Genomic DNA, 11,884 nt, shown 5'->3' with positions numbered 1-11,884 from the left:
CCGGATCCGCGCGGCGCGGGGCTGCGGCGGCCTCGCGGCGTTACAGTTGGCGCACCGCGGGTACGAGGCGTACCCGAAAGGAGCGCGATCATGAGCAGCACGACTCCCGGATCCGAGTCGGACGACGAGGTGCGGCGCGACGAGACGAGCGAGCCCGCCGAGGCCGTCGAGCCTGCCGAGACCGACGCGGCCTCGGCCGAGCCCGCGGGAGCCGCCGACTCCGGTACCGCCGAAGAGGATGAGCCCATCGCGCCTGAGGACTCCGCCGCGCCCGCCGAGGCCGCGGGCACCGCCGCGCCCGCCGCTGCGGACGACGCCGACGCCACCGCAGCGATGCCCGCCGAACCCGCCGTTCCGGATGCCGCGGAGCCCGAACTGTTCGACGAGCCCGCGCAGTCCGACACTGCCGAGACGAGCGCGCTCGACGCCGCAGTGCTGCGCGCGAACGCGGGCGCCGAGACCTCCGCTTCCGACGACGACGAGGGCAACGGCATCGACGACGCCGATGCCGCACCGCTGCCGGTGCCCGCGGGTTCCGTGCGTCGCGAGACCTACGTCCCCGCCTCGACGGCCGCCGTCGCGGCGGCATCGGGTGCGGCCACCCTCGCCCCCGAGCCGGCCCCCGAGGTCGCGCCCCCGTTCGGCGCGCAGACCGTCTACGTCCAGGCTCCCGAGCCGCCGCGCGCGAAGGGCAATCGGGGGTTCGGTGCGCTCGTCGCGCTCATCGGCGCGGCCCTGTTCGCGGCGCTCTACGCGGGCATCGCCTACTTGCTGCTGCTGAGCCAGGGCGACGCGGCCGAGGTCAGCACCGTCTTCGTCGAGCGGTTCCTGGCGAAGCCCGTCTACTGGGTGCCGATCATCGCCTTCTTCGTCGGCTTCGCGCTGCTGGCGGCGATCGTGAATCGCGGACGCTGGTGGGCGTACGTCGTGTTCGGACTGCTCGTCGGGGTGCTCGTCTACTTCTCGTACCTCGGCGGCGCGCTGCTCACGATCGAGGCGTGGACCCTCACCTTCGAGGACGCGCAGTCGTTCATCGCCCAGCGCTGGCTCGACCCGTTCGCGATCGTCGCGGCCCTGATCGCACGCGAGATCCCGATCTGGCTCGGCGGGTGGATCGCCGCTCGCGGGCGCACCGTGAACGAGCGCAACCGGCTCGCGCTCGAGGCGTACGACCGAGAGCTGGCCGCGGGGCCGCAGCCGCAGCCGCTGCGCTGATCGAGGCCGCCGCGGGCGGCTGTGCACAACGCGCAACAGAGCCGGAGGCTGCGGGTACGCTCGTCAGACGGGGATGGTGACTCCTCCCCATCGACAGCGTGCCCACGATCGGGTTGGGTAGCAGCTTGGACCACCCTGCCGACCTGCCGACTCGAGGAGCGACGTGAGCGTCACCATGGACATCGACGACGAGCCGACGCCCGGCCTCCGACCCGATGGTCGTCCCGACCCCGAGTACGCGCGGGCGCTCGGGCTCCAGCCCGCGCCGAGCGGTCGACGCTCCGGGGCCTTCGCGCTCGACGCCGCCATCTGGGCGGTGCTCGCGACGCCGACCCTGATCGGGGTGCTGCTGCTCGTCGACCCGGTGCTCGCGTCGGGCGGTGACCCGACCCGTCTCGGCTCGGCGGCCACCGGCCCGCTCATCGCGATCCTGGTCGGCGAGGCGCTCACCGTCGTCTTCGGCTTCGTGCAACTGGTGCTGCACGGCCGGCTCGGCGTCACCGTCGGCAAGGCCGCGGCGGGGCTCCGCTCCGTGAGCGTGCGCGACTTCGGACCGGCCGGGTTCTGGCGCATCGTGCTGCGCGCACTCGTGCTCGGCGCCGCGCAATTCGTGCTGCCGTTCATCGGCCCGGCGATCCTGTTCGCCTCGGGTTCGTGGGATCCCGAGCAGCGCGGCCGCTCCTGGCTCGATCGGGTGGGCGGATGCTACGTCGTCGACGCCCGTCGCGCGCTCGACCCCTTCGACGCCCGGGCGATGCGACGGGCCCGGCGCGTCGCGGCCGCGCCGCCCGAGGCCGAGGCGGTCCGGCTCCCGTCGCTCGCGAGCGATCGCCCGCTCGGCGAGGTGTTCCAGATCCCGGCCGAGCGGTCGAGCTCAGGAGTCGTGTCGCCCGGCGCGACGGGCATCGAGTCGTGGACCCCGCCGCCGATCGGCGGTGAGGCGCCGCCCGCGGCGCCGCCGGCCTTCGCTCCGCCCCCTCCGCCCCAGGCCGCACCGGCTCCGCCCGCGCCGCCGCAGCTCGTTCCGACCCAGCTCCCGGCGGGCGCGCCCGCCGCAACCGCAGCGTCGCCCGAGGTCGCCCTGCCTCCGGGCTCGTCGACGCCGACCCGGATCGTGCTCCGCTTCGACGACGGCACCGCCGTCGAGGCATCCGCATTCGGCCTGCTCGGCCGCGCGCCCGATGCCGGGCCCGGAGCGAACGCGCAACTGCTGCCCGTCGACGATCCCTCGAAGCGCATCTCGAAGGTGCACGCGGAGTTCGGCGCCGTCGACGGCGGCTTCTGGATCGCCGATCGCGGCTCGACCAACGGCACCGAGGTGCGACTGCCCGACGGACGGATCGTCGAACTCGTTCCCGGTGTCCGCACCCCGCTCGCACCCGGTGCGCTCGTGGTCGTCGGCGGTCGCAGCTTCACCATCACGAGCGAGCCCGGAAGGTAAGGCATGAAGCTCAAACTCGGACTCCGGCGTCAGCAGGGCGCACCGGTCGACCTCGTCATCACCGCCGACGCGACGGCGACCGTCGGCGATGTCGCGCGCGCGATCGCCACGAACGATCCGAGCACTCCGGTGCTCGGCAGCACCTCCGGGGTGACCCTCGCGGTCGCGCCGCCGACCTCGAGCGAGCCCGTCGTGCTCGACCCGCAGGTGCTCATCGGCGACGCACCGATCGGCTCGGGCTTCAACGCCGCGGTCGTGGCGCACGCGCCTCGGCCGAACGGCGCGACCGCCGAGGCGGTCGCCGTGATGCGGGTGCACTCGGGCGCCGACGCCGGCCGAGAGTTCGGGCTGCCGCGCGGGGCGAGCGTCATCGGGCGCGGCGCCGACGCCGACCTCCTGCTCGCCGATTCGCTCGTCTCGAAGCGGCACGCTCGAATCGAGGTCGACCACTCGATCGAACTCGTCGACCTCAACTCGGCGAACGGCCTGCTCGTCGACGGCGGGCTCGTGCAGCGCGTCCGCGTCATCCCCGGCCAGGTCATCACCATCGGCGCCACCGAAGTCTCCTTCGATCTCGCCGCCAGCGCGGCCGGCGCGCCCGACGCCTCGGTGCTCGAGCGCGGCGGCGCGCTCATGTTCAACCGTTCGCCGCGGGTCGAGGTGCGCTACCCGGGCACCGAGCACCGCCACCCGGTGATCCCCTCGGAGGCCGAGCCGCGCCTGTTCCCGTGGCCGATGATCATGGCGCCGGTCCTGCTCGGGCTCGCCATGTTCGCGATGACCCAACGCCCGACGTCGCTCCTCATCGTGGTGATGGCGCCGCTCATGATGCTCGGCAACTTCGTCGGCCAGCGCACCCAGCAGGGCAAGAAGTTGCGGCTCGAGATCGAGACCTTCGAGACGCAGATCGAAGACCTCGAGGAGTCGCTCCGCGCCGAGACGATCGTCGAACGCGAGCGCCGGCACGAGGAGGCCCCCGCGGTCGCGCACGTGTACGAGCAGGCGATGCGCCTCGGGCCGCTCCTCTGGACCAGGCGTCCCGAGCACTGGAACTTCCTCGGGCTGCGGCTCGGCGTCGGCCGGGCGCGCAGCCGCAACACCGTCGCCGAGTCGAGCGACCAGCGCGGCATCGCCCGCTACGCGAAGCAGGTCGACGTGCTCCGCAACCGGCACGAGCGCATCGACGACGTGCCGCTCATCGAGCTGCTGCCGGTGTCGGGCGCGATCGGCATCGCAGGTCCCCGGCACCTCGCGGCCGACGTGCTCCGCGGGCTCGGCGTGCAGCTGTTCGGCTTGCACGCGCCGAACGAGCTCATCACCACCGCGATCGTCGACCCCGCCTGGGCGAAGGAACTCGAGTGGATGAAGTGGCTCCCGCACACCACGAGCCCGCGTTCGCCGTTCGCCGAGATGGCCCTCGCCGACAGTCAGTCGGCGGGCACGGCGCTCCTCAACGGGCTCGAGGAGTCGATCATGTCGCGGCTGTCGGGCTCGCCGGGCCGGCGCGGGCCGCTGCGGCTGCCCGACACGAGCATGGAGCGCGGCGCGAAGGTCGGCGAGGAGATCGGGCCGAACCGTGAGGCCGCCTCCGACCTCGCCCTCGTGCTCGTCGCGTCGAACGACGCGCCCGTCGACCGCCCCCGCCTCACCCAGCTGATCGAGCGCGGCGCCGACGTCGGCGTGTACACCATCTTCCTCGCCCCGACGGTCGAGTCGCTGCCCGCCGCCTGCCGCACCTACATCGACGCGAGCGACGGGCTCGACCGTGCCAAGGTCGGCTACGTCCGCGCCGGCGAGCACTACGAGCGGGTCGCGATCGAAGGCGTGTCGAACCAGTACGCCGAAGTCTTCGCGAAGCGACTGGCTCCCGTCGCGGACTCGAGCTCGGTCACCGCCGACTCGTCGGACCTGCCGCGGAGCGTCTCGTTCCTGAAGCTCGTCGGCACCGAGATGGCCGCGCAGCCGCTCTCGGTCGCCGAGCGCTGGCGGCAGAACAACTCGATCCTCGACCGGTCGCGCGGGCAGCGGCCGAGGCTCAAGCGCGCCGGAACGCTGAAGGCGTACATCGGCCAGGGCAGCCCCGACGCGATGTCGCTCGACCTGCGCACGCAGGGCCCGCACGCCCTCGTCGGCGGGACGACGGGTTCGGGCAAGTCCGAGTTCCTGCAGGCCTGGGTGCTCGGCATGGCGGCCGAGTACAGTCCCGACCGCGTCACCTTCCTCTTCGTCGACTACAAGGGCGGTTCGGCGTTCGCCGACTGCGTCGAGCTGCCGCACTGCGTCGGGCTCGTCACCGACCTCAGCCCGCACCTCGTGCGTCGCGCACTCACGAGCCTCCGGGCCGAGCTGCACCATCGTGAGCACCTCTTCAATCGTAAGAAGGCGAAGGACCTCCTCGAACTCGAGAAGCGTCAGGACCCCGAGACCCCGCCGGCGCTCGTGCTCGTGATCGACGAGTTCGCCGCGCTCGCGGGTGAGGTCCCCGAGTTCGTCGACGGCGTCGTCGACATCGCCCAGCGCGGTCGTTCGCTCGGCATCCACCTGATCATGGCGACGCAGCGCCCCGCCGGCGTCATCAAGGACAACCTGCGCGCGAACACCAACCTCCGCGTCGCGCTGCGCATGGCCGACGAGTCCGACTCCAACGACGTGGTCGGCGACCCCGTCGCGGGCACCTTCGACCCGTCGATCCCGGGTCGCGGCATCGCGAAGACCGGGCCGGGGCGTCTCGTGCCCTTCCAGTCGGGCTACGCGGGCGGGTGGACGTCGGACACCCCCGAGCAGGCCCAGGTGAAGGTCGCCGAGCTGCGCTTCGGCTCGATCACGCTCTGGGAGTCGGACAACGACCAGGAGTCGGACTCGCACGACGAGGACCTCGGCCCGAACGACCAGAAGCGCCTCGTCGCGTCGCTGGTCTCGGCGGCCGCCGACAGCCGCATCCCCGCTCCGCGGCGACCCTGGCTCGACGAGCTGGCGACGACCGTCGATCTCGCCGAACTCGCCCTCGACGGCGACGCCCGCATCCCGCTCGGGCGCGCCGACATCCCCGAGCGGCAGCTGCAGGAAGCCGTCTACTTCGAGCCCGACACCGACGGGCACCTGCTCGTCTACGGCACGAGCGGCGCCGGCAAGACGACCGTGCTGCGCACCATCGCCGTGGCGGCGGGGGCACGGCCCGAGCTCGGCCGCGTGCACGTCTACGGCCTCGACTTCGGCACGGGCTCACTGCGCTCGCTCGAGTCGCTCCCGCAGGTCGGCTCGATCGTCCCGGGTGACGACGCCGAGCGCGTGCAGCGCCTGCTGAAGACCCTGCGCGGCATGCTCGACGACCGCGCGAAGCGCTTCTCCGCCGTGAACGCCGCGAGCCTCACGGAGTATCGGGCGATCACCGGCCGCGATGAAGCCCGCCTCCTGGTGCTCATCGACGGCTTCGGCACGTTCAAGCAGGAGTGGGAGGGCACCTCCGCGCGTGCGCCGTTCTACAACGTGTTCATGCGCATGCTCGGCGAGGGCCGCCCGCTCGGCATCCACGCGGTCGCGACGGCCGATCGCTACGGCGCCGTGCCCACGGCGGTGAGCGCCAACGTCAACCGGCGCGTGGTCCTCCGCCTCGCCGACGAGAGCTCGTACGCGATCCTCGGCGCCCCGAAGGACGTGCTCAACGAGCGCAGTGCCCCCGGTCGCGCGATCGTCGACGGGCTCGAGACGCAGATCGCCGTGCTCGGCGGCACCACGAACGTCGCCGAGCAGACCCAGGCGATGGAGGCGTTCGCCACCTCGCTGCGCGAGCGCGGGGCATCCGAAGCGCCCGAGATCGGCTCGCTGCCGACCGAGCTCCGCGCCGACGAACTGCCCGATTCGATCGACGGGGCGCCGGTCATCGGCGTCGCCGACGACGTGCTCGGCCCCAAGGGCTTCGAGCCGATCGGCACCTTCGTGGTCGCGGGCCCGCCGCAGAGCGGCAAGACGAACGCGCTCCGCGCGCTCATCGCGGCGGTCGCCCGCTTCGACCCCGAGACGGAGTTCTTCCACTTCGGCGGGCGCCGGGCCGCACTGCGTGACGCGCAGGCGTGGCGGCGGACGGTCTCGTCCATCGAGGACGCGCGGGCGCTCGCGAAGGAGCTCAAGGAGCTCGTCGCCGACGAGGGCATCACGAAGCGCATCATGATCGTCGTCGAGAACATCACCGAGTTCGGCGACACCGACGCCGAGCGCCCCATGAAGGAGCTCTTCCAGGCGGTCAACCGCAGCGAGCACTTCCTCATCGGCGACGGGGATGTCTCGCAGCTCTCGAGCGGCTACGGCCTCGTCGGCGAGCTCAAGGCGGGACGTCGGGGCATCGCGCTGCGGCCCGAGACCTACGACGGCGACTCGCTCTTCAAGGTGCCGTTCCCGAAGGTGGCGCGCCACGAGTTCCCGGCCGGTCGGGGCATCTTCGTCGAGAACGGCCGCTTCGTCACGGTGCAGCTGCCGCTCGTCGAGGTCGCCGGGTGACTCGGGACGACCTCGATCGCGTCGACGCCGAAGCACCGGCCGCAGCGTGGCTCGGGGTCGTCGAGCGGGTCGAGCCGGCCGCGCGCGCCGTCGCGGAGCTGGGTGAGGGCGGCGACGGCCGACGTCGCGCCGTGCGCGCGTGCGCCGAGCGAGAGGACCTCGACGACGGCTTCGGCGCCGTCCCCATCGTCCTCGCCCTCCAGCGCGAGGCCGCGGGAGTCGCGCTCCGCCCGGCGCTCGCGGCCCTCGTGGACCGCGACGCCACCGCCCGCATCGAGGCGATCCGACGCTCGGACGAGCGCTTCGTCGCCGGGGCCGCCACGGGTCCCGGGGGAGCCGGCGGCCGCCCGATCTGGCCGTTGGTGCTCGCCACCCTCGCCGCCTTCACTGGTCCGGTGCTCGCGTTCCCCGGCAAGGGCGGGGGCTTCCTGCTCGACGCCGACGCGGCCGCGATCTGGGGCGGTGCACTCACCGCGGCTGCGGCGCTCTGGATGGCGTTCGCCGAACCCCGTCGACGCGACGTGCTCGCGCTGCAGTACCCGCCGAAGTTCCTCGTCTTCCTCGCGGTGCTCGGCGGCGTCGGACTCGCGATGCTCTGGTGGCAGGTCTCGCGCGACGGATGGTGGGTCACCTGGCTGGTCGTGGTGGGATCCCTCATGTTCGTCGGTGCGATCGTGCTCGAGCTCCGGGCGTACGCCGAGTACCGGGCCTGGCACCGTGAGCATGCGCCCGAGGCGATGGCCGTGGCCGAGCGTGCGGTCGCCGACGCCGATGCCGAACTCGCGCGGATCGACGACGAATCGCTCGTCGCCCTCGGCGCGATCCTCGCGGCCGAACCCGAGGGCGACGCGCTCGTCCGGCGCGTGGCGGTCGTCGACGGGCTCGGTGTGCTCTGTCTGCGGCGGCGCATCGACGCGGAGTTCGCCGAGGCGTGCCTGGCGCGCGGCCTGTACTGAGTCGCGAACGTGCGGGCGGTCGGGAGCAGGCAGCGGGTGCCAGGCGGTCGGGCCGCGGGAGCATGGGGAGTGCTGCCCATTCTCGTGGCTCGCAGGCTGCGGTTAGTCTCATGGAGGTCGCCCGTCCGGGTGGCGGAGGATTCTGATGGATGGGGTTGATGATGGCTGATTTCAAGGCGTCGTACGGTGAGATGGAGTCGATGGCCGGTCGTCTCGACTCGGGCCGTGAGGAGATCGGCGACGTGCTGCGTCGTCTGAAGGACGATGTGGACCGTCTCCTCGGTGACGACTTCAAGACGCAGCACGCGTCGGGCAAGTTCGGTGAGGGCTACACGGAGCTGACGACCGGTCTGGAGAAGGCGATCGAGGGCATCTCCGACATGGGCGAGTCGCTGCGCAAGATGATGCAGGCGATCAAGGACACCGACCAGGCACTCGCCGGCAACTAGTCCTCGCGGCTCGGCGGGTGCGGCCTCGGCCGCACCCGCCGAGGACTGTTCGGCCCCGCCGGACACCGCGCCCCGCATCGAGAGGAGCAGCTGATGGGCATGATCAGACTCGACCTCGCCGTGATCGGCGAGGGGGCGCGCAACGCGAGTTCGCTCGCGAACGCGTTCGACGGCACCGACGGCGTCGCCGGCGCGGCCGCCGACGCCTGCGGCCACGGCGATCTGGCCGGGACGATCCGCGACTTCGAATCGACCTGGTCGCATCGCCGCGACGAGTTCGCCGAGCAGCTCGACACGGTCGCCTCGGCCCTCGTCGCGGTGCACGACGCATTCACCACGCTCGACCGCGACCTGGCCTCGGAGGGGTGATGGAACCGATCCACGGAGAACCCGCGATCGTGCGCCGGAGCGGCGCGCGACTCGTCGACACCGCGCAGGCGATCCGAAGCGCGGTCGCCGAGCTGGAGGCGATCGCGAGCCCCGACGACATGCGCAGTCTCGCCCTCGACCGGATTCGCCGCGAAGCAGGCGCCCTCGCCGGCGAGATCCAGCGGGCCGAGGCCCGGTACTCCGAGACGGGACGCGCGCTGCTCGACTTCGCCGCGGTCCATGAGCGCGCGCAGGCCGACGCCGCGGCGGCGATCGACGACGCCGAAGCGGCCGAGGCCGCGGCCGATCGGGCTGCCGACGCGCGTCGCGCCGCGGTCCTCGATCTGCAGGCGCTCCCGACCGCCGCGGAGGCCGATGAACGGCGCGCCGCGGAGCGCAGGGTCGGCCGTGCGGGCGCCGCCGCCGACGAGCACGGCGCCGACGCGGCAGCCGCGCAGCGACGTCACGCCCAGGCCGTCGAGGAGTTCGAGCAGGCTGCCCGCCGGGCGATGGAACGCATCGAGAACGTCGTCGAGGGCAGCGACCTCAACGACTCGCTCTGGGACCGCTTCACCGGCGCCCTCGACGGGCTCTTCGACTTCGTGCGCGACGCGGTCAAGGCCGTCTTCGAGGCGATCACGGCGGTCGTCAAGGCCATCGTCGAGCTCATCACGGCGGTGCTCATCGTCATCGCCGCCCTCGTCCTGCTCGGGGTGATCGCACTGCTGGCGCTCGCGGTGCTCGCGCTCGCGGTCGTCGCCCTGCTCGCGGCGATCGCGCTGATCGCGTTCGCCGCGGTCGTGCTGCTGGCCATCGGCATGGCCCTCGTCGCGGTGGTGCTCGTGCTGGTCGCACTCGTGACGGCGGCGGTCATCGGGCTGCTCCTCACCGTGGTCATGTTCACGGCGGTGAATCTCATGACCGGGATGGACCCGGTCGAGGCGCTCACCCAGGCGCTCATCGTGGCCCTGTTCGCGCTCGCCCCCGCGCTCTGGCTCGTCGTCAAGCTCGCCTCGGGCGCCGAGGCCGGCGACCCCGTCTTCGTCGATCGGACCGAGGGGTGGAAGCCGCAACAGGACCAGGGCCTCGCCGACCTGTTCGAGGATCTCCAGGACATCGACGAGGCGGGCCACCTCGATCCGAACGACCCCGACACCAATCACGAGTCCGTGGTCCGCATCGTGCCGTGCGTGGCGGCGGACGGCACCATCGTCTATCGGATCCACATCCCGAGCACCCAGCAGTGGACGCCGGGCGGCGAGAGCGGCAACGACGTCACGAGCGACATCGTCGCGAAGATGGACCAGGCACAGCAGACGCAGCTCGAGAAGATGGTGATCGCGGCGATGCAGGAGCACGGCATCCCCCCGGGGTCGCATGTGATGCTCGCCGGCTGGAGCCTCGGCGGCATCACCGCGGGCAACCTCGCCTCCGACCCCGACTTCACGTCGACGTACAAGGTGGACGCGATCGCGGTCGCCGGGTCATCGGTCGACGACCTCCCCATCCCGCCGAGCATCCGAGTGCTCGACGTCTCCCACACGACCGATCCGGTGCCTCGCACCGAGAACCCCTGGGCGCCCGACTACTCGAACCAGCCGAACCGCTACAAGATCGACGTCCCGCCGCCCGGCGGGGCCGACGCGCTCGGTCACGACTCCGAGAAGTACAAGACGACCATGCAGAACCAGGTCGACGAGGGCGGGTCGTCGCAGGGCACGGCGTTCATGGCCGACGACCCCGACGCCGACGACGGGATCCAGGTCTCCGACTACTTCAGGGAGCCGACCGGCAGCACCGACTACGCGTACACGAGGGGCGACTAGATGCGGGCGCGCAGATCTCGCCTGCTGCTCGGCGGAGCCGTCGTGCTCGCCGCGCTGACCGGGTGCACCACGCCCACGACGGAGGGAACCGAGATGAAGATCGATGCGGCGGCCATCGAGCGCGAGCTCGAGTCGATCGACGGGGTCGCCTCGGCGACGATCGGCACTGCGAGCGCCGGTACCCCCGGCTCGTACCGGCTCAGCGCGAAGATCGAGCTCGACGAGCAGGGCGACGCCGCCCTCGGCGAGGTGCTCCTCGGCGCGGTGCGGGCGGTCGACGCGGGCGCCGACGGCTTCACGACGTACGCCTTCCATGTGGCCGCTCCCGATCCCGCCGGCGGCGAGGCTCCGGCCGAGCTGCGCCTGTCCGAGCGCCGGTCCGAGATCCCGATCGAGGTGGGGGCCTACCGCGGCAGCGGGCTCGTCCTCACCGACGAGGAACTCGCCGAGGCTGCGGGGTGACCGCGGCACGGGCCGCACTGGAGTTCCGGCTTCCGGGGGAGTGGTGGGAGGTGCCGCTCGGTTCGCCGGCGGAGGCCGCCGAGTCGATCCGCGAGCTCGTCCGGCGCGAGTACGGCCGACGCGACGACGACGCGGCGATCAGGGCGGCGCACCGGCGACGCCTGACGGATGCCGCGGGGCGGGCGATCTCCGCGGGCGCCACCCAGCAGCACATCGCGCTGCGCCTGGCGTCGCGGGCGACGCTCGCGACGACGCTCATCGAGTACCGGCCGGCGCTTCCCCTCGGCGATCGCCCCGAACCGGCGCTCGTCGCGGAGCACCTCGTCGCCGGCCTCCTCGGGGGCACCGCGGGCGCCGACTCCGACCGCCTGTGGTCCGAGTTCGCCGAGGACGAGGGAGTGGCGTTCGAGAAGGGCGACTCGATCGTGCTGCGCCGCTCGCGTCTCGTGACCTCGGGTTCGGGCGACGACGAGGCCGAGGCGCTGCAGGTCGACTACTGGCTCACGGAGCCCGGCCGGCCGGCCGCGGTGCTCGTGGGGTTCTCGACGATCCTCGTCGACGCCGGGCCGCTCATGCTCGAGCTCTTCGACGCGATCGTCGCGGCGGCCGAGTGGCGCCCTGCGGAGCGCACGGGCGATCTGCGGGCCGAGCTCGCCTCCCGATGACGCGGCC

General features: G+C 72.6%; 9 protein-coding genes. All 9 read left to right on the top strand.

All coding sequences use genetic code 11. The annotated features are described in order from the left end of the window. Positions 1–90 precede the first annotated feature (90 nt). Positions 91–1,215, top strand: a complete 1,125-nt coding sequence (locus ACFVTR_RS06415) for a hypothetical protein (RefSeq protein ID WP_387035717.1) — start codon at positions 91–93, stop codon at positions 1,213–1,215. Between the two features lie 163 nt (positions 1,216–1,378). Next, positions 1,379–2,656 carry an RDD family protein gene (locus ACFVTR_RS06410; RefSeq protein ID WP_387035715.1) on the top strand — a complete coding sequence of 426 codons (1,278 nt, stop codon included), beginning with the start codon at positions 1,379–1,381 and terminating at the stop codon, positions 2,654–2,656. A gap of 3 nt (positions 2,657–2,659) precedes the next feature. After that, complete coding sequence (locus ACFVTR_RS06405) at positions 2,660–7,150, top strand: FtsK/SpoIIIE domain-containing protein (RefSeq protein WP_387035713.1); 4,491 nt, start codon at positions 2,660–2,662, stop codon at positions 7,148–7,150. Beyond that, on the top strand, positions 7,147–8,106 hold the full coding sequence (locus ACFVTR_RS06400) for a hypothetical protein (protein WP_387035711.1): 960 nt from the start codon (positions 7,147–7,149) through the stop codon (positions 8,104–8,106). The genes ACFVTR_RS06405 and ACFVTR_RS06400 overlap by 4 nt, the downstream gene beginning before the upstream one ends. Positions 8,107–8,267: 161 nt before the next feature. Beyond that, on the top strand, positions 8,268–8,555 hold the full coding sequence (locus ACFVTR_RS06395) for a WXG100 family type VII secretion target (protein ID WP_157423389.1): 288 nt from the start codon (positions 8,268–8,270) through the stop codon (positions 8,553–8,555). Between the two features lie 93 nt (positions 8,556–8,648). Next, a complete protein-coding gene (locus tag ACFVTR_RS06390; protein ID WP_387035709.1) occupies positions 8,649–8,924 on the top strand; it encodes a hypothetical protein in 276 nt (91 codons plus the stop codon). Continuing rightward, on the top strand, positions 8,924–10,750 hold the full coding sequence (locus ACFVTR_RS06385) for a hypothetical protein (RefSeq protein ID WP_387035707.1): 1,827 nt from the start codon (positions 8,924–8,926) through the stop codon (positions 10,748–10,750). The genes ACFVTR_RS06390 and ACFVTR_RS06385 overlap by 1 nt, the downstream gene beginning before the upstream one ends. Then, positions 10,751–11,212, top strand: a complete 462-nt coding sequence (locus ACFVTR_RS06380; RefSeq protein WP_387035705.1) for a hypothetical protein — start codon at positions 10,751–10,753, stop codon at positions 11,210–11,212. After that, the gene (locus ACFVTR_RS06375; protein WP_387035703.1) at positions 11,209–11,877 is read left to right on the top strand and encodes a hypothetical protein; all 669 of its coding nucleotides are present in this window, start codon (positions 11,209–11,211) and stop codon (positions 11,875–11,877) included. The genes ACFVTR_RS06380 and ACFVTR_RS06375 overlap by 4 nt, the downstream gene beginning before the upstream one ends. Positions 11,878–11,884 lie beyond the last annotated feature (7 nt).

The organism is Agromyces sp. NPDC058126, from assembly GCF_042884595.1.
Taxonomy (GTDB): domain Bacteria; phylum Actinomycetota; class Actinomycetes; order Actinomycetales; family Microbacteriaceae; genus Agromyces.
Note: the sequence above shows the minus strand (reverse complement) of the source record. Positions and strands in the feature narration are given on the sequence as shown.

Excerpts from the sequence above, each read along its gene's own strand:
- ACFVTR_RS06415 (WP_387035717.1), top strand. The coding sequence starts at position 91 with ATGAGCAGCACGACTCCCGGATCCGAGTCGGACGACGAGGTGCGGCGC.
- ACFVTR_RS06405 (WP_387035713.1), top strand. The coding sequence starts at position 2,660 with ATGAAGCTCAAACTCGGACTCCGGCGTCAGCAGGGCGCACCGGTCGAC.
- ACFVTR_RS06395 (WP_157423389.1), top strand. The coding sequence starts at position 8,268 with ATGGCTGATTTCAAGGCGTCGTACGGTGAGATGGAGTCGATGGCCGGT.
- ACFVTR_RS06390 (WP_387035709.1), top strand. The coding sequence starts at position 8,649 with ATGGGCATGATCAGACTCGACCTCGCCGTGATCGGCGAGGGGGCGCGC.
- ACFVTR_RS06385 (WP_387035707.1), top strand. The coding sequence starts at position 8,924 with ATGGAACCGATCCACGGAGAACCCGCGATCGTGCGCCGGAGCGGCGCG.
- ACFVTR_RS06380 (WP_387035705.1), top strand. The coding sequence starts at position 10,751 with ATGCGGGCGCGCAGATCTCGCCTGCTGCTCGGCGGAGCCGTCGTGCTC.